The following is an 18012-nucleotide window of genomic DNA, read 5'->3' as shown; positions in this document are numbered from 1 at the left end:
GGCTTTTTTGTGCAGAAGGCTATCGGCCTGCTCAGATATCGAGATTGGCCACCGACAGCGCATTGTCCTGGATGAACTCGCGCCGCGGTTCCACCTCGTCGCCCATCAGCCGCGAGAACAGCGAGTCGGCGTCCGTCGCGTCCGCCACCTTGACCTGCAGCAGCGAGCGCACATTCGGGTCCAGCGTGGTCTCCCACAGTTGCTCGGCGTTCATCTCGCCCAGGCCCTTGTAGCGTTGCATGGTCAGGCCCTTGCGGCCGGTTGCGAACACCGCGTTGAGCAGCGCCAGCGGCCCGGCAATGGTCTCGGAGACCTCCTTGCGGCGCAGCACCGGCGGCTCGCTGTAGACCTCGGTAAGGCGCGAGGCATAGCGGTCGAGCTGGCGCGCGTCGGCCGAATTGATCAGCCCGGCGTCGAGCTGCACGAATTCCTTCACACCGCGCACCGTGCGCTCGAACACATAGCCGCCGACGCCGTCATTGGAGGTCGACAGCCGGCCGGTCCAGCCACGCTCGGTGTCCTCGGCGATCAGGTCGAGGCGCTTGGCGACGCGCTCGGCCATGGCGTTGGCGCGGCCGAGATCGGCAAGCACATCGGCATTGAGCGCGCCCGCGATCGCCGCCTGCTCGACCACGCTGCGGTTATAGCGCGTATGCAGCCCGTTGATCAGCTGGCGCACCGCCAGCGCATCGTCGATGGCGCTGTGCAGGTCCTGCCCGGTCCGCACCTCGCCCGAGCCCAGCGTCAGCGAGGCTTCCTCCAGCCCGGAATCGATCAGGTATTCCTCATAGGCGCTTTCGTCCTTGAGGTATTGCGAGCTCTTGCCCCGCGTCACTTTGTAGAGCGGCGGCTGGGCGATGTAGAGATGGCCGCGCTCGATCAGCTCCGGCATCTGCCGGAAGAAGAAGGTGAGCAGCAGCGTGCGGATATGGGCGCCGTCGACGTCGGCGTCCGTCATCAGGATGATCTTGTGATAGCGCAGCTTGTCGGCGTTGAACTCGTCCTTGCCGATCGAGGTGCCGAGCGCGGTGATCAGCGTGCCGATCATGTCGGAAGAGAGCATGCGGTCGAAGCGCGCCCGCTCGACATTGAGGATCTTGCCGCGCAACGGCAGGATCGCCTGGTTCTGGCGCGAGCGCCCGCCCTTGGCCGAGCCGCCGGCCGAGTCGCCCTCGACGATGAAGATTTCCGACTTCGCCGGATCGCGCTCCTGGCAGTCGGCAAGCTTGCCGGGCAGCGAGGTGACGCCGAGCGTGCTCTTGCGGGTGATGTCGCGCGCCTTGCGCGCGGCCTCGCGCGCGGCGGCCGCCTGGATCACCTTCTCGACCACCACCTTGCCTTCGCTCGGATGCTCTTCCAGCCAGGTGCCCAGCGCCTCGTTGACCAGGCTTTCGACCACGGGGCGGACTTCCGATGAGACCAGCTTGTCCTTGGTCTGCGAGGAGAATTTCGGATCGGGAACCTTGACCGACAGCACGGCGGTCAGCCCTTCGCGGCAGTCGTCGCCGGTCAGCGAGACCTTCTCCTTCTTGGTCTGGCCGGAGGACTCGCCATAGCCGGTGATCTGCCTTGTCAGCGCGGCGCGGAAGCCGGCCAGATGCGTGCCGCCGTCTCGCTGCGGGATGTTGTTGGTGAAGGCCAGCACATTCTCGTGGTAGCTGTCGTTCCACCACATCGCCACTTCGACGGTGATGCCGTCGCGTTCGGCCCGGATTGCGATCGGCTTTTCGATCAGCGGCTTCTTGACCCGGTCGAGATATTTGACGAACTCCTCGAGGCCGCCGTCATAATGCAGCTCATGGCGCACGAGGTCGGCATGGCGGGCGTCGGTCAGCACGATGCGCACGCCCGAATTGAGGAAGGCGAGCTCGCGCAGCCGGTGCTCCAGCGTGTTGTAGTCGAACTCGACCATGGTGAAGGTTTCGGCCGACGGGAAGAAGGTGATCTCGCTGCCGCTGCGGCCCTCGTAGGTGCCGGGCTGCTTGTCCTGCTCGTAGCTGCCCGTCACCTTCAAGGGCGCGTCGGCATTGCCGTGGGTGAAGCTCATCTCGAAGATGTCGCCGTTGCGGCGGATCTTGAGTCTCAGCCATGCCGAGAGCGCGTTCACCACGGAAACGCCGACACCGTGCAGGCCGCCTGAGACCTTGTAGGAATTCTGGTCGAATTTGCCGCCGGCATGCAGCTGCGTCATGATCACTTCGGCCGCCGAGACACCCTCTGAGGGGTGGATATCGGTCGGAATCCCGCGGCCATTGTCGATCACCGTCACCGAGCCGTCGGGGTTGAGCGTCACCGAGACGAGGTCGGCGTGCCCGGCCAGCGCCTCGTCGATGGCGTTGTCCACCACCTCATAGACCATGTGATGCAGGCCCGAGCCGTCGTCGGTGTCGCCGATATACATGCCCGGCCGCTTGCGGACTGCGTCCAACCCCTTCAAAACCTTGATGGAATCGGCGCCGTACTCGGCTTCCGCGCCAATGGCGCTTTCGGTCTGGTCGCTCATGAAAACCTATCTGATTGATGACGATGATCCGGCGCGGGAAAATCGCCCCGAATCGCGCCGTTTTGATGTCCTAGATATAGGCGCAAACGGCCGTTTTTCCAAGGTTTGCAGGCATTTTGCCGGCTTGGCGGGCGACCTTTCGCAAGCCCCGGCGCGACGTGCCGGGAAGCGGGCGCGGAGGGCGAGACCATGCAGCTGCGAAGCCGCGCCTGGGCACGGCCTCGCAGCAGGTCATGCCGCGACGTCTGCTATTGCGAAGGGAGGCCGGCGCGCAGCGTCTTCAGCGCCTCGCTCCACCGGAACAGTTCGTCCAGCATGGTCCTGGCGCCGCCCAGCACCTGTTCGCTCGGATGGTACGCGCCGTCCTTGTCGAGCAACGCCCTGTAGGAGGGCAACGCCACGCCTTCCGGGATCGGCATGACGCCGACCGCGGTCAGCAGGGGCTTCAGCGCCTGCGCCGCGCGCAGGCCGCCTGAAACGCCGCCGTAGCTGAAGATCGCGGCCGGCTTGTAGCGCCACTCCTTGAGCAGATAGTCGACGGCGTTGACGATCGCCGGGGCCACGAAATAATTGTATTCCGGCGCCACGAAGACGAAGGCGTCGGCGGCGTCGATCGCCTTCGACCAGGCCTTGGTGTGGTCGTTCTCGTATTTGCCCAGGCGCGGATGATGCGGCTCGTCGAGCAGCGGCAGCTTGAAGGCGGCAATGTCGGTCAGCGCCGGCTCGAACCTGCCGTGCTCGCGCGCGATAGTCTCCAGGCGCTCGGCGAAGATCGGGCCGGCGCGTCCGGGCCGCGTGCTGCCGATGATGATGCTCAACTGATGCTTCACGGGTGACTCCCTGTTTGGCGGTATCCGTTGGTGACTAAAATAAACAGTCACAGTCAACAAGCCACCGGGCGACGCCGTTCACATTCAGGCGAGGCGGTCTGTTCGCGGCCTGTCGTTCAGTCACATGGACGCGGGCTCTGCCGGACCCTACATTCAGCGTTGCCAGCGGAGCATGCCCATGGACACCAAGCCCGCCCCCTTCGTGCCGCCCGCGCCGAAGCCGCGCACCCAGCCGCCCTCGACGCTGGAGATGATGCGCATCGTCTACCGCAACCCGCTCGAGCTGTGGGGCGAGCACACCTACAACGAGCCGTGGATATCGGTGACCGGCGTCGGCGGGCCGCTGGTCATCGCCAACGATCCCGGCCTCATCCGCCATGTGCTGATCGACAACGCCAAGAACTACAAGATGGCGACGGTGCGCCAGCTGATCCTGCGCCCGATCCTGCGCGACGGCCTGCTTACCGCCGAGGGTGAGATGTGGAAACGCTCGCGCAAGGCCATGGCGCCGGTGTTCACGCCGCGCCACATCTTCGGCTTCGCCGGGCCGATGCTGAAGCGCACGCTGGATTTCGTCACCCGCTACGAGGCCGGCGGCACGACCGATGTCGCCCGTGACATGACGATGCTCACCTACGACATCCTCGCCGAGACGCTGTTTTCCGGCGAGATCGCCGGCGAGCAGGGCAGCTTCGCCAAGGAGGTCGACCGCCTGTTCGAGACCATGGGCCGCGTCGATCCGCTCGACCTGCTGCGCGCGCCCGAATGGCTGCCGCGCTTGACCCGTATCCGCGGCCGCAAGACCATGGCCTATTTCCGCAACATCGTCGCCAACACGGTGAAGCTGCGCGAGGAGCGGCTGAAGCGTGACCCCGACGGCGTGCCGCAGGATTTCCTGACGCTTCTCCTGAAGGCCGAGGGGCCGGATGGCCTCACCCGCTCGGAAGTCGAGGACAATATCATCACCTTCATCGGCGCCGGTCACGAGACCACGGCGCGGGCGCTGGGCTGGACGATCTATTGCCTCGCCGAAGCGCCCTGGGAGCGCGACCGCGTCGAGCGCGAGATCGACGCGGTGCTGGCAAGAGAGCCCAATCCGACCAAGTGGCTGGACGCCATGCCGCTCACCCGTGCCGCCTTCGAGGAGGCGCTCCGGCTCTATCCGCCGGCGCCCTCGATCAACCGCGAGCCGATCGAGCCCGAAACCTGGAACGGTCTCTACATCCCGAGATACGCCGCCGTGCTGGTGATGCCCTGGGTCGTGCATCGCCACCGCAAGCTGTGGGACAGGCCGGACGCCTTCATGCCGGAGCGCTTCCATCCGGAAAACCGCGACCGGATCGACCGCTTCCAGTACCTGCCTTTCGGCGCCGGCCCGCGCGTCTGCATCGGCGCCAGCTTCGCCATGCAGGAGGCGATTATTGCGCTGGCTGTACTGCTGTCGCGCTTCCGCTTCGACGTGACGTCGGAAACCCGGCCATGGCCGGTGCAAAAACTGACCACGCAGCCGCAGGGCGGACTGCCGATGCAGGTTTCCCCTCGCGGCTAGAGCAATTCCAGGAAAACCGCTCACACTTTTCCTGGAATTGCGCTAGGCGCTCTCGCAGATGAGAGCGATCCCGGACGGAAACACCCGTCGGGCATTTGCCCGATTTGCCTACCGGTCGGCTATCGGCCGGCGCTGCTGGAACTGGCCGGCGGCGCGGAAGCGCCAGAGATAGCTCGGCAGGATCGTCGCGATCGCCTGCGGCTGGATACCGAGGCCTGTGATCGTCCTGTTCGCCTTGGCGGCGGCTTCGGAAACGACATTGTGCTCGCGCAGCTGCAGCACCTGGTCCTTAGTCAGCAGCGGACTGGGCAACAGCTGAAGGATCGAGGCCTGCAGGTTCGCCACCCACCACGGCACCGGCACCAGGAAGCGCCTGCGGTCGATCACGGCGAGCATCTCCTCCATGCATTCCTTGAAGGTCAGCACCTGCGGACCGCCGAGCTCATAGATGTCGCCGCCCTTGACCTTGCCGTCGACCGAGCGCGTGATCGCCTCGGCGACATCGCCGACATAGACCGGCTGGAATTTTGTCTGGCCGCCGCCGATCAGCGGCAGGACAGGGGAGTAGCGCGCCATGCTGGCGAAGCGGTTGAAGAAGCTGTCCTCGGGTCCGAAATTGATCGACGGACGGAAGATGACGGCATCGGGTACCGTCTCGAACACCGCCTTCTCGCCGAGCGCTTTGGTGCGGGCATAACCCGACGGCGACCTCAAATCGGCGCCGAGCGCCGAGACATGGGTGACGCCGGCGCCGACCGAGCGCGCCGCCTCGGCGACGGCGCGCGAACCGAACTCGTGCACGGAGCCGAATTTCTGCCGTCCGGTCTCATGCAGGATGGCGACCAGATTGATGACGTGGTCGGCGCCCTGCACCGCGCGGTCGACCGACCAGCGTACCCGCACATTGGCCTGCACCGGCTGGATCTGGCCGACATTGCCGAGCGGCTGCACATGGCCGGCAAGGTCCGGCCGCCGGCAGGCGACCCGGATGCGGTAGCCGCGCTTGGCCAGCGCGCGAACGACATGACGGCCGACGAATCCCGAGCCGCCGAACACGACGACGAGCTTGGGGGTCTGCAGGATTTCGGTCATGGTTGGCTCCGCGCGCAAAAGCTTGGCTGAAGCCGCTTCTTAATCCGTTTCGCGTCAAAGGCAAAGAGCGACCGGAGGTCGCCGCCGCCTTGTTTTTCACCCGCCCGGAACACCTTGCCGATAGGCGCGTCGACCTGATCGCGGTGCCAGCCGCGGATGACTAAAGGCACGGGATCGCTGCACTTTAGCCGAAAACAGAAAACCCCGCCGAAGCGGGGTTTTCCGGGCAGTGCGCGCACCGAAACAGGGACCAACGAGGCGGCCTGACCTGAGACGGTATCAAGGCGGCGTGAAGCAAGCACGCCCGCCCCGGCCCTGGACGCCCGGCGCGGCGCCGCCAACCGCAAGCCGCTACCCAAGCCACCCTCTCTGCGGCTTGCGATGTGGGTGCCGCTGATGGGTCGCCGCCGGGTGAAAAAAGGTTCAAGGGCCGTGTGAAGAAACGCGGCCTGCTGCCGTGGATTGTCTTGATCAGGCCGAATAGCGTTCGGCGAATTCGGAAATGCGCTGCACAACCGCCTTCGGAACGTCGATGCCGCGCGCGCCCGCCTTCTCGGCGGCCTCGGCGCGGGCGCGGCCGGGGATGTGCACGCCATAGCGCCGCCGCAGCCGGTCCAGCTGGTCCTTCATGCGCTGCTCGAAGTCCGGGTCGAGCAGCTTGGGCTCGATGGCCAAAACGAAGAGCCCGGTTCCGGGGCTGTCCGGCCCGCCGGTGAACCAGGGCGCGTCGAGCGACCAGTTGGCGCCGGAAATGCCTGCCGCCAGCACTTCGACCATAAGCGCGATGTTGGCGCCGCGCTGGCCGCCGAAGGCCAGCATCGCCCCCTTCATCGCCGCCGCCGGGTCGGTGGTCGGATTGCCGCTGGCGTCCAGCGCCCAGCCTTCGGGGATCTTCTTGCCGTCTTCCGCCGCCTTGCGGATGTTGACGAAGGCGGTGGCGCTCGACGACTGGTCGATCACCAGCGGCGATCCGTCGGCGGCAGGTGCTGCAAAGGACATCGGATTGGTGCAGTAGACCGGCTTGACGGAGCCGGAGCCGGCGAGCACCGCCGGTCCGTTGGTGGCGGCGAAGGAGACCAGGCCCTGCTGGGCCAGCCGTCCGGTGAAATAGCCGAGCGCGCCGCAGGTATAGGCGTTCTTCTGCGAGAAGATGGCGACACCGAACAGCCTTGCCGCCTTGGCGAGATCCTCGATCGTGCGGTCGAAGCCGGTATGGGCAAGCCCGCCGCGCGCGTCGGAGAGATAGACCGCCAGCGCCGGCCGGGTGATGACAGGATCGGCATTGCCGTCGATGCGGCCGGCTTCGATCGCTTCGAGATAGTCGATGAAATGCGACAGGCCGACGCTCGCCAGGCCCTCCGCCTCCGCCGCGATGATCGAGGCGGTGAGCGACTGCGCCGCCTCCTCGTTGGCGCCGGCGCCGAGCGCCGCCATCCGGCATAGGCCTGTTGCCTGGTCGAGAGTGAGCTGCATGGCGATTGCCTTAGTGAGTAGCGAATAGTGAGTAGGGATTAGTGAGTGGTGACAAACGCGAACAGCCCTGCTCACTGCTCGCTATTGACTACTCACTACCCGATCTTGATCGGAATCCGCGCCTCGATTCTGCTGAATATGAGCACCAGGATGCCGGTGATCGTCATATAGATCAAAGCCAGCAGCAGCAAAGGCTCGTAGGTCAGGTAGGTGTCCTGCCGGACCTTGGACGAGACTGCAAAGATATCGATGACGCTGATCGTCGCCACCAGCGGCGTCGACTTGAGCTGCAGCACGGTCTCGCCGGTCAGCGTCGGCAGCGCGCGATAGAAGGCCTGCGGCAGCCAGATGCGGCGGAAGATCTTGAAGCGGCTCATGCCGAAGGCGCGGGCGGCCTCGAGCTGTCCTTTCGGCACGCCGGCGAAGGCGCCGCGCATCACCTCGCCCTCATAGCCGGCGAAGGACAAGGTCAGCGCCACCACGGCATAGGGCCAGGCTTGCCTCAGATATGTCCACATCCAGGACTCGCGGATCCATGGATATTGCGGAAAAAGCGATCCGAGCCCGTAATAGAGCAGCCAGAGCTGCAACAAGAGTGGCGTGCCGCGGATGATCGTGCAGAAGACCTTCGCCGGCACCGCGAACCAGAACGGCCCGCCGGCCTGCGCCAACCCAAGTGGCACCGCCAGCATAAAGCCCAGCGCGCAGGTGACGACGAGGATCCACAGAGCCCGCCAGATGCCGAGCAGCCCCATTTGCCAATATTGCGGCAGCCAGTCCCAGCGCATGAAGAAGGCCGCGCAGAACACCAGCGCCAGGGCGATCAGGATCAGCACGATCCGGTGCGGCTTGAGCCAGAGCGAGGCGCGCGCCGCCATGTTGATCGCGGTCGCTTCAGCCGGCATCAGCGCGCCTCCTTGACCGAAGGCATGCCGCGCCGCGACCATGTTTCGATCCGGCCGATGATCAGGTTGGAGAACAGCGTCAGCGCCAGATAGAGCACGCCGGCCGCGACGAAGAACAGCAGATAGGCCTTGGTGACGCCTGCGGCCTGCCGCGTCGCAAGCGTCAGTTCGAAGAAGCCGACGACGGCCAGCAGCGCGGTGTCCTTGGTGGCGATCAGCCACAGATTGGCAAGGCCCGGGATGGCGAAGGGAAGCATCGCCGGCAGCGTTATGCGCCGCAGCATCAGGCCAGGCGGCATGCCATACGCGCGGGCGGCTTCGATTTGGCCTTGCGGAATGGACAGGATGGCGCCGCGGATGACCTCCGTCGAATAGGCGCCCTGGACGACGCCAAGCACGAAGATGCCGGCCGCCAGCCCGCTGATGTCGACGCGCTGATAGCCCATCGCCGTCAGCACCTGATTGATGAGATCGGTGCCGGCGTAATAGAGCAGCAGGATCAGCACCAGCTCCGGAACGGCGCGCACCACGGTGGTGTAGACGGCGAGCAGGTCGCGCGTCACCGGACCGCCATAGAGCTTGCCCCAGGCGCCGCCGGTGCCGATCAACAGCCCGAGGCAGGTGGCGCCGATGGCGATCTCGACCGAATGCAGCAGTCCGAAAAGCAAGGTGCCGCCCCAGCCCGGCGGCACCGGTGACAGGAGTTCGATGATGCCGGCCGCCGAGGCCGGAAGAAATACGTCGATCAGCTTCGCCCCCGGATTGCTGGCAACCGCCGACGGCAGCGTTCGGCGACAGGCATGCGTGGCAAGGTTTGGCCTAGAGCATTTCACCGGTTTCACGGAGACGGCGATCTGCTCTATCCCGTTGTTTGACGCAATTCCGGACGGAAAACCGTTTCACACTTTTCCTGGAATTGCTCTAGGGGGCACGGCGCTCGGCCATGCCCCTCAAGCTCATGCGGAGACGTCAGTTCGACTGCGAAGGACCGCCGTAGATGTCGAAATCGAAGTACTTCTTCGTGATCTCGTCATACTTGCCGCTGGCGCGGATCGCCTTGATGCCGGCGTTGATCTTTTCCTTGAGCGCGGTGTCTTCCTTGCGCACGCCGGCGCCGATGCCCGGCCCGAGCACTTCATCGTCCGGCGCGACCATGCCCTTGAGGTCGCAGCAGGCCTTGCCCTGGTCGCTCTTGAGGTATTCAACGAGCGCGATCGAATCAGCCTGCACCGCATCGAGACGGCCGGCCGCCAGGTCGTTGTTGGCTTCGTCCTGCGTCTGGTATTCCTTGATTTCCTGCGCCCCGCTGAAGTGCTTCTTGGCGTACACCGCGTGTGTGGTCGATACCTGGACGCCGAGAACCTTGCCCTTCAGGTCATCCGGCGTGGCGCCGAACTTCTGGTCCTTCGGCCCGATGATCGCCGGCAGCGTGTTGTAATACTTGTCCGAGAAGTCGATCGTCTTCTTGCGCTCGTCGGTGATCGACATCGAGGAGACGATGAGGTCGATCTTCTTGGTGGTCAGCGCCGGAATGATGCCGTCCCAGGCGACGGGCGTGATGACGCAGTCGAGCTTCTCCTCGGCGCAGACGGCGTCGATGAAGTCGATCTCCCAGCCGACCCACTTGCCCGTCGCATCCGGCGAGGTGAAGGGCGGATAAGGCTCGGCGGCGACGCCGATCTTGACCTGATCGGCCTTGGCCACGCCCATCGCAGCGACGCCGAACAGCAGCGCCGCGGCGAAGGTCTTGAAAACAGTCTTCATTTCAGGACTCCCAGTTTGTTGTTGTTCCCGGTTTTTCGCCCCGCTTGACGCCGGCCCTAGCCGACGTTGCGGAGGAATTGCTTGAGCCTTTCGGATTTGGGCGCGCCGAACAGCTGTTCCGGCGGGCCTTCTTCCTCGACCAGCCCGTTGTAGAGGTAGACGACATGCGTCGCGACCTCGCGGGCAAACTTCATTTCATGCGTCACCAGCACCATTGTGCGCCCCTCGCGCGCCAGGTCGCCGATCACCTTCAGCACCTCGCCCACCAGTTCCGGATCGAGCGCCGAGGTCGGCTCGTCGAACAGCATGACGCGTGGATTGATCGCCAGCGCCCGGGCGATCGCGGCGCGCTGCTGCTGGCCGCCCGACAGAAATGCCGGGTAGACGTCGCGCTTCTCCGCCAGACCGACGCGGGCAAGCAGCTTCTCGGCCTGGGCGATCGCCTCGTCACGCTTGACGCCAAGCACGTGCACCGGGACCTCGATGACGTTCTCGATCAGCGTCATGTGGCTCCACAGGTTGAAATTCTGAAACACCATGCCGAGCCTGGAGCGGATGCGCTCGATCTGCTTGCGGTCGGCGGGAACGGTGTGGCCGTGGCTGTCGGCCTTCAGCTTGATCTCCTCGCCGTTGACGCGGATGATGCCGCTGGTCGGGTTCTCCAGGCAGTTGATGCAGCGCAGCAGCGTCGACTTGCCGGAACCGGAGCCGCCGATGATGGCGATCACCTCGCCGTCGCGCGCCGACAGCGAGACGCCCTTCAGCACGTGCAGCTGGCCGAACTTCTTGTGCAGGTTTTCGACATGGATGGCTTCGGCGGCGCCGCTCTGCACCTTGCCGGATGAGACTGCGGCAGCTTCCACCGCGCTCACCGGGTGACCTCTATTCGGTCGAAGGCAGGTCGTCGAACGTCCATCCGGCTAATCAACATACGCTGTACTGCCCCGCTCCGGATTTCAGCATGGACCCAACAGCGCGAGCCCGTCAATCCCGCTCATTACGGCACTTGCGGCCTTGTTATGCAAGTGTATAAATAGCCCTCCATGAAATTTTTTCGATTTTTTTCAGCTAAAAAAGGGCATCGATGAGCGCTTTCGGATCACAATCCATGGCGGCGCCGCTGCGGCGTGTTCTGATGCGGTCGGCGGCCAACGCCATGCGCGACGCCGACAGGGCTGCCTGGCACTATGGCCCGGGGTTCAACCCGGCGAAAGCGGCATCGCAGCATGCGGCCCTTGCTGAACTGGTGGCGGCTTCCGGCGCCAAGATCGAATGGATCGAGGACAGGGCCGACGGGCTTTCGGATTCGGTGTTCACGCACGACCCGTCGCTGATGACCGACCGCGGCGCGCTGATCCTGTCCATGGGCAAGCCATTGCGCGCCGGCGAGCCCTCCCTGCATGAGGAAACCTACACAAGACTGGGCATTCCGATCCTCGGCCGCATCGAGGCCCCCGGCCAGGTCGAAGGCGGCGATTGTGTATGGGTGGACGCCCGCACGCTGGCGATCGGGCGCGGTGTCCGCTCCAACCAGGAAGGCATCCAGCAGGTTTCCAACCTGCTGACGCCGCTGGGCATTTCCGTCTACGGCTTCGACTTGCCGCTATGGCAGGGCGAAGAGGCATGCCTGCATCTGATGTCGGTGATCAGCCCGCTGGCCGACGACCTCGCGCTTGTCTATTCGCCGCTTTTGCCGGCCCCGTTCTATCAGACGCTGAAGGCACGCGGCATCCGGCTGGTCGAAGGCGACGCCGAGGAGTTCGCCGCTTCCAACGGCCTCAGCCTGAACGTGCTGCCGACCAGCCCGCATAAGGTCATTGCCGTTGCGGGCTTCCCCAGGACCAAAGCCGCGATGGAAGCCGCCGGCTGCGCGGTTGAGATATTCGAGGCGGATGCGCTCTGCATCGCCTGTGAAGGCGGGCCGACATGCCTGACGCGGCCGATCCTGCGCCAATGAACACGCGCCGTAAGTTCCGTCGCGAGGGCGAGGAGCGGCGGCGGCAGGATCTGATCGAGGCGACTCTGGACAGCGTGGCCGAACATGGCCTCGAGGGCGCCACGTTGCGCACAATCGCATTGCGCGCCGGCGTCACCGCCGGGCTGATCCGGCATTATTTCCCCAGCAAGGAAGAATTGCTGCAGGAAGCCTATACGGCGCTGGTCGGCCGCATGACCGAGCAGGCGAAAGCCGCATTGGTCATGGAGGATGCCTCGCCGCGCCAGCGTCTTGCGGCTTTCGTCACCGCCAACCTCAACGCGCCGATCATCGACGCGCGGGTGTTTTCGCTGTGGGCAACCTTCCTCGGCCGCGCCGGCGCGGATCCGACGCTGGCCCGTGCCCACCGCGAAGGCTATCTGGGCTTCCGCAACGAGGTGGAAGCGGTTGTGGCCGAAGTGCTCGCCGCCGAACGGCGAAAACCGGACGCAAGCGAGCTGCGCCATCATGCCATCGCGATCAATGCGATCATCGACGGGCTCTGGATTGAAGGCTGCCTGGCCGGCGAGATATTTCTGCCCGGCGAATTGGCGGCGATCGGCATCACGGCTGTCGAGGCCGAGCTCGGCCTCGCGCCGCAAAGGGGAGAAGAGCAATGACAACCGTCGGCGAAGCGCTGATCACCTTGCTCGAGGCGCACGGCGTCGACGCCGTCTTCGGCATTCCCGGCGTGCACACGGTCGAGCTCTATCGCGGGCTGGCGCGCTCGAGGATCCGCCACGTCACGCCGCGCCATGAGCAGGGCGCCGGCTTCATGGCCGACGGCTACGCCCGCGCCGGCGGCCGGCCGGGCGTCGCCTTCGTCATCACCGGGCCGGGGCTCACCAACACCATCACCGCCATGGGCCAGGCACGCGCCGATTCGGTGCCGATGCTGGTGATCTCCGGCGTCAATGCCACCGATACGCTGGGCAAGGGGCTGGGCTTCCTGCACGAACTGCCGGACCAGCGCGGCATGATGGAGAAGGTGGCGCTGTTCTCCGAGCGCATCACCGAGGCTGAGGAACTGCCCGGCGCGCTGGCCCGCGCCTTCGCCGTGTTCTCCTCGTCGCGACCCGGTCCAGTCCATATCGAGATCCCGACCGACGTCATGGTGAAGCCCGCCGACGGGCTCGCGCCGGTGCTCCGCAACGCTGCGCCGCCCGCTCCGGCAGCTGCGGCGGTCGCCGAGGCTGCGAGCTTGATCAAGGCGGCCCGCCGGCCGCTGATCCTCGCGGGCGGCGGCGCCAAGAAGGCCGATTCGACGTTAACGCGCTTCGCCGAAGCGCTTGGCGCGCCGGTCGTCGAGACCGCCAATGCGCGCGGCCTGTTGCATGGCCATGCGCTCTGCGTGCCGGCGAGCCCGAGCCTGAAGGTGGTGCGCGCTCTGATGGCGGACGCCGATCTGGTGATTGCCGCCGGCACCGAATTCGGCCCGACCGACTATGACGGCTATGGCGACGGCGGCTTCGTGCTGCCGCCGAACCTCATCCGCATCGACATCGGCGCCGACCAGATCGCCCGCCGTCCGGTGACGGTCGGCCTCCAGGCCGATTGCGCCGAGGCGCTTGGCGCTCTGCTGGCTGAGCTCGGCGCAGCTCATGTCGCGGCGAAGGACGGCGAGGCCCGCGCCGCGGCGGCTAGAGAGGCGGCGCTGGCCGAGCTGAAGCCCGATTATCTGGCGCAGGTGCGCGCCGTGGAGGCGATCCGCGACGCGCTGCCCGGCGCCATCATCGTCGGCGACTCGACCCAGCCGATCTACGCCGCCAACCTCTATTACGATCACGATCGTCCGGCTGGCTGGTTCAACGCCGCGACCGGCTTCGGCGCGCTTGGCTACGGCCCGCCGGCTGCGATCGGCGCTGCCCTTGCCGTGCCCGAGGCGCCGGTCGTGTGTCTCACGGGCGACGGCGGCTTCCAGTTCACCTTGCCGGAGCTGGGTGCCGCGCTCGATGCAGGCGCGCCGGTGATCTTCGTCGTGTGGAACAATCGCGGCTATCGCGAGATCGAGACCTCGATGCTCGACGTCGGCGTCGAGCCGGTCGGCGTGTCGCCGGCGCCGCCGGATTTCTGCAAGCTTGCCGAAGCCTATGGCATTGAGGCCGAGCGGCTGAGCGGCATCGGCGGGCTGGCCGAGGCGCTGAAGCGGGCGCGAGCGGCCGGCAAGCCGCGCGTTATCGAAATCACTGTCGATTGAAGCTCCTGGCGGCCATCCCATCAGCCGCGACGCCGCCGCGTGAGGTCACGCGGCGGTGCGGCGACGCATGCAAAGACGGGACGCCAGCCATGTCGATATTTCAATTGAGTGACAGGACGAAAGGCGCGACGTTCGAGGCTGGGGCGGCCTAACCATAAGAATACGACAGGAGCAGTCGAAATATGACGGAAACGCTTAACGGCAGGCATGTCGTGGTGACGGGCGGCACTGGGGCGCTCGGCGGCGCGGTTGTCGGCAGGTTGCTGGAGCAGGGAGCCATCTGCCACGTGCCCAACGCGCATGCGGCCGCCCCCCCGAACTTCCCCTTCGCCGCGCATGCCAGCGTCCATCTCGCGCACAATGTCGACTTGTCGGATTCCGCCAAGGTCGAGGCCTTCTACCATCAGGTGCCCGAGCTTTGGGGCTCGATCCACCTCGCCGGCGGTTTCACCATGGCGCCGGTGGAAAAGATCGAATCGGCGTCCTTTGCCGAGATGATGGACACCAATGCCCGCACCGCCTTCCTGTGCAGCCGCGCCGCGGTGCGCTCGCTGCTGGCCTCCGGCACGGCGGGGCGCATCGTCAACGTCAGCGCGCGCGCCGGGCTCGATCCCAGGCGCGGCGCCGGCATGGTCGCCTACGCCGCCAGCAAGGCCGCCGTCGCCGCGATAACGGTGGCGATGGCGGAGGAGCTGAAGCACAAGGGCATCCTGGTCAACGCCGTGGCGCCCTCGACGCTCGACACGCCCGCCAACCGCGCCGACATGCCGGACGCCGATTTCACCAAATGGGTCAGCCTCGAAGCCGCCGCCGAGGCGATTGCCTATCTCGTCTCGCCCGCCAACCAGGCGATGAGCGGCACGCTGGTGCCGCTCTACGGCCGCGCCTGACACGCCAACTGTTAGGGACAAAGAAAAACCCCGCCGGAGCGATCCGGCGGGGTTTTTGTTTCAGTCGAGGCGAGGGGGCTTAGTTGCCCTGCTTCTTCAGCGCCGCGCCCAGGATGTCGCCCAGCGAAGCGCCGGAGTCGGTCGAGCCGTACTGGGCGACCGCTTCCTTCTCTTCGGCGATTTCCAGCGCCTTGATCGAGACCTGCAGCTTGCGGGTCTTCTTGTCGAAGGCGATGACGCGGGCGTCGACCTTCTGGCCGACGGTGAAGCGCTCGGGGCGCTGCTCGTCGCGGTCGCGCGAAAGGTCCGAACGCTTGATGAAGGTCTCGAGGCCGCTGTCGACCAGCCGCACTTCCAGACCGCCATCCTTCACCGCGATGACCTCGCAGGTGACGACGGCGTTCTTGCGCAGCTCACCGCTGCTCGCCGCCTCGCCGACCGTGTCGCGGGCCAGCTGCTTGATGCCGAGCGAGATGCGCTCCTTCTCGATGTCGACGTCGAGCACCTGCGCCTTGACCATGTCGCCGCGATTGTACTCTTCGATGACCTGCTCGCCCGGACGGGTCCAGTCGAGGTCGGAGAGGTGCACCATGCCGTCCACGTCGCCTTCCAGGCCGATGAACAGGCCGAACTCGGTCTTGTTCTTGACCTCGCCCTCGACCTGGCTGCCGACCGGATGGCTGCGCGCGAAGGCTTCCCACGGGTTCTCCAGCGTCTGCTTGAGACCGAGCGAGATGCGGCGCTTGGCCGGATCGACCTCGAGCACGACCACGTCGACTTCCTGCGTCGTCGACAGGATCTTGCCGGGGTGCACGTTCTTCTTCGTCCACGACATTTCCGAAACGTGGATGAGGCCCTCGATGCCCGGCTCCAGCTCGACGAACGCGCCGTAGTCGGTGATGTTGGTCACGGTGCCCTTGATCTTCTTGCCGATCGGGAACTTGGTGCCGATATCCGACCACGGATCCGACTCGAGCTGCTTCATGCCGAGCGAGATGCGGTGGGTTTCCTGGTTGATGCGGATGATCTGCACCTTGACCGTCTGGCCGATGTTGAGGATCTCGGTCGGATGGTTGACGCGGCGCCATGCCATGTCGGTGACATGCAGCAGGCCGTCGATGCCGCCGAGGTCGACGAACGCACCGTAATCGGTGATGTTCTTGACCACGCCTTCGACAACCTGGCCTTCCTCGAGGTTCTGCACGATCTCCGAACGCTGTTCGGCGCGGCTCTCCTCGAGCACGGTGCGGCGCGACACCACGATGTTGCCGCGGCGGCGATCCATCTTGAGGATCTCGAAGGGCTGCGGGTTGTGCATCAGCGGCGAGACGTCGCGGATCGGACGGATGTCGACCTGGCTGCGCGGCAGGAACGCCACGGCGCCGTCGAGGTCGACGGTGAAGCCGCCCTTGACCTGGTTGAAGATGACGCCTTCGACGCGCTCACCCTTGGTGAACTTCTCCTCGAGACGCACCCAGCTCTCCTCGCGGCGGGCCTTCTCGCGCGACAGCATGGCTTCGCCAAGCGCGTTCTCGATGCGCTCGACATAGACTTCGACGGTGTCGCCGACCTTGAGGGAGGACTCTTTGCCCTTGGCGCCGAATTCCTTCAGCGGCACGCGGCCTTCGACCTTGAGGCCGACGTCGATGATGGCCATGTCCTTTTCGATCGCGGTGATCGTGCCCCGGACAACCTGGCCCTCGCCGGAATGGCCGGCGGTGAATGATTCTTCGAGCATGCTCGCGAAATCATCGCGAGTGGGATTAGCAGCTGACATTGTTTCTCCTGGAGTGCTCCGCATGACGAGCGGAGCGGGCGCCGTGGGTTAGCGTTGCGTGAGCCTGCCGGCGTTCCGGGCTGAAAAGCCCTTGGCCGCTTTTGGCGGCAAGTCCGGCGCATGAAGAATGCTGGCAGGCTGGTTCGTGCCCGATATGGGTATTTTCGGCGCCGACGGCAATCGAAAACCCGGATCAGGCCTTGCTTCTTTTGGCCAGGACGTCGTCAACGATCGCCATCGCCGCCAGAAACGCGGCTTCTATAGCCATTTCGCTGGTATCAAGCAAGTGCGCGTCGGCGGCGGGCTTTAAGGGCGAGTCGGCGCGGCCCATGTCGCGCTCGTCGCGGCGTTCGATGTCGGCGAGGATGGTGGCGAAATCGGCGCTGCCGCCCATGCTCTCGATCTCGGCCAGCCGGCGCCTGGCCCGCACCTCGGCGCTCGCCGTCACATAGAGCTTGATGTCGGCGTCCGGGCACACGACGGTGCCGATATCGCGGCCGTCGAGCACCGCGCCCGGTGGCGCCTTGGCGAACGCGCGCTGCTTTTCGACCAGAATGCGCCGGACAGTGGGAATGACCGCGACCTTCGAGGCGGCCTCGCCCACCGCGTGCGCCGACAGCACCGTGCGGTCGAGGTTCGAGAGATCGACCTGCCGCGCCGCGGTTTCCGCCGCCGAGACATTGTCGAGCGGCAGGCCGAGCTCGAGCAGCTTGTGGGCCACGGCGCGATAGGTGAGGCCGGTGTCGAGCAGGTTCAGGCGGTAATGGTCGGCGAGCCGGCGCGCAAGCGTGCCTTTGCCCGCGCCTGCGGGTCCGTCGATGGCAATGGTGAAGGTGTGGGTCATGGGTGGGTCGACACTCTCCGTGATTGGCGACCAGTCCTCGCGCCTTCGTCATCCCAGGGCGTAGCGAAGCGAAGACCCTGGGATCCATGCCGTGACATCAGCCGAAGCATGCGACGGACCAGAATTCTGCACCGTAGCAACGCCTTGGAGTCGCGGCATGGATCCTGGGGTCTGCGCCGCGTCGCTTCGCTCCTTGCTTCGCCCCAGGATGAC

At 65.7% G+C, this 18012-nt stretch carries 15 protein-coding genes; 5 read left to right on the top strand and 10 right to left on the bottom strand.

Features of this window, described 5'->3' with window-relative positions; genetic code table 11:
• Positions 1–31: 31 nt before the first annotated feature.
• Positions 32–2503, bottom strand: a complete 2472-nt coding sequence (gene gyrB, locus EJ067_RS14285) for a DNA topoisomerase (ATP-hydrolyzing) subunit B (protein WP_126086301.1) — start codon at positions 2501–2503, stop codon at positions 32–34.
• A 248-nt stretch (positions 2504–2751) separates the two neighbouring features.
• Positions 2752–3333, bottom strand: coding sequence for an NADPH-dependent FMN reductase (locus EJ067_RS14280; protein ID WP_126086300.1), 582 nt, complete (start codon positions 3331–3333; stop codon positions 2752–2754).
• A gap of 178 nt (positions 3334–3511) precedes the next feature.
• On the opposite strand from EJ067_RS14280, the gene EJ067_RS14275 reads away from it, so the two are divergent.
• Positions 3512–4882: a cytochrome P450 gene (locus EJ067_RS14275; protein ID WP_126086299.1), complete on the top strand. Its 1371-nt coding sequence runs from the start codon at positions 3512–3514 to the stop codon at positions 4880–4882.
• A gap of 108 nt (positions 4883–4990) precedes the next feature.
• Here the strand turns inward: EJ067_RS14275 and EJ067_RS14270 are convergent, their stop codons facing one another.
• The 6 genes from EJ067_RS14270 to EJ067_RS14245 all read right to left on the bottom strand — a co-directional run bounded on the left by EJ067_RS14270 (position 4991) and on the right by EJ067_RS14245 (position 10988).
• Positions 4991–5974: a complex I NDUFA9 subunit family protein gene (locus tag EJ067_RS14270; RefSeq protein WP_126086298.1), complete on the bottom strand. Its 984-nt coding sequence runs from the start codon at positions 5972–5974 to the stop codon at positions 4991–4993.
• Positions 5975–6445: 471 nt separating this feature from the next.
• Positions 6446–7447: an Ldh family oxidoreductase gene (locus tag EJ067_RS14265; protein ID WP_126086297.1), complete on the bottom strand. Its 1002-nt coding sequence runs from the start codon at positions 7445–7447 to the stop codon at positions 6446–6448.
• Positions 7448–7542: 95 nt separating this feature from the next.
• Entirely contained in the window at positions 7543–8352 is an 810-nt protein-coding gene (locus EJ067_RS14260) for an ABC transporter permease (protein ID WP_126086296.1), read from the bottom strand.
• Positions 8352–9065 carry an ABC transporter permease gene (locus EJ067_RS14255; RefSeq protein WP_245468317.1) on the bottom strand — a complete coding sequence of 238 codons (714 nt, stop codon included), beginning with the start codon at positions 9063–9065 and terminating at the stop codon, positions 8352–8354. Before EJ067_RS14255 ends, EJ067_RS14260 begins: the two co-directional genes overlap by 1 nt.
• Before the next feature lie 256 nt (positions 9066–9321).
• Positions 9322–10116 (bottom strand): transporter substrate-binding domain-containing protein, encoded by a 795-nt coding sequence (locus tag EJ067_RS14250; protein ID WP_126086294.1) that lies wholly within the window; start codon positions 10114–10116, stop codon positions 9322–9324.
• Positions 10117–10172: 56 nt separating this feature from the next.
• Positions 10173–10988, bottom strand: coding sequence for an ABC transporter ATP-binding protein (locus EJ067_RS14245; RefSeq protein WP_126086293.1), 816 nt, complete (start codon positions 10986–10988; stop codon positions 10173–10175).
• Positions 10989–11200: 212 nt separating this feature from the next.
• On the opposite strand from EJ067_RS14245, the gene EJ067_RS14240 reads away from it, so the two are divergent.
• The 4 genes from EJ067_RS14240 to EJ067_RS14225 all read left to right on the top strand — a co-directional run bounded on the left by EJ067_RS14240 (position 11201) and on the right by EJ067_RS14225 (position 15178).
• Positions 11201–12073 (top strand): dimethylarginine dimethylaminohydrolase family protein, encoded by an 873-nt coding sequence (locus tag EJ067_RS14240; protein ID WP_126086292.1) that lies wholly within the window; start codon positions 11201–11203, stop codon positions 12071–12073.
• Complete coding sequence (locus EJ067_RS14235) at positions 12070–12711, top strand: TetR family transcriptional regulator C-terminal domain-containing protein (protein ID WP_245468269.1); 642 nt, start codon at positions 12070–12072, stop codon at positions 12709–12711. Before EJ067_RS14240 ends, EJ067_RS14235 begins: the two co-directional genes overlap by 4 nt.
• On the top strand, positions 12708–14288 hold the full coding sequence (locus EJ067_RS14230) for a 5-guanidino-2-oxopentanoate decarboxylase (protein WP_126086290.1): 1581 nt from the start codon (positions 12708–12710) through the stop codon (positions 14286–14288). Before EJ067_RS14235 ends, EJ067_RS14230 begins: the two co-directional genes overlap by 4 nt.
• A gap of 182 nt (positions 14289–14470) precedes the next feature.
• Positions 14471–15178 (top strand): SDR family NAD(P)-dependent oxidoreductase, encoded by a 708-nt coding sequence (locus tag EJ067_RS14225; RefSeq protein WP_126086289.1) that lies wholly within the window; start codon positions 14471–14473, stop codon positions 15176–15178.
• Positions 15179–15257: 79 nt separating this feature from the next.
• On the opposite strand, the gene rpsA is transcribed toward EJ067_RS14225, so the two are convergent.
• A complete protein-coding gene (gene rpsA / locus EJ067_RS14220) occupies positions 15258–16955 on the bottom strand; it encodes a 30S ribosomal protein S1 (protein WP_126086288.1) in 1698 nt (565 codons plus the stop codon).
• A gap of 193 nt (positions 16956–17148) precedes the next feature.
• Complete coding sequence (gene cmk, locus EJ067_RS14215; protein ID WP_126086287.1) at positions 17149–17799, bottom strand: (d)CMP kinase; 651 nt, start codon at positions 17797–17799, stop codon at positions 17149–17151.
• Positions 17800–18012: the final 213 nt, after the last annotated feature.

Source organism: Mesorhizobium sp. M1D.F.Ca.ET.043.01.1.1 (assembly GCF_003952385.1).
Taxonomy (GTDB): Bacteria; Pseudomonadota; Alphaproteobacteria; order Rhizobiales; family Rhizobiaceae; genus Mesorhizobium.
The sequence above is the reverse complement of the archived record's forward strand: the minus strand, read 5'-3'. Positions and strand labels throughout refer to the sequence as shown.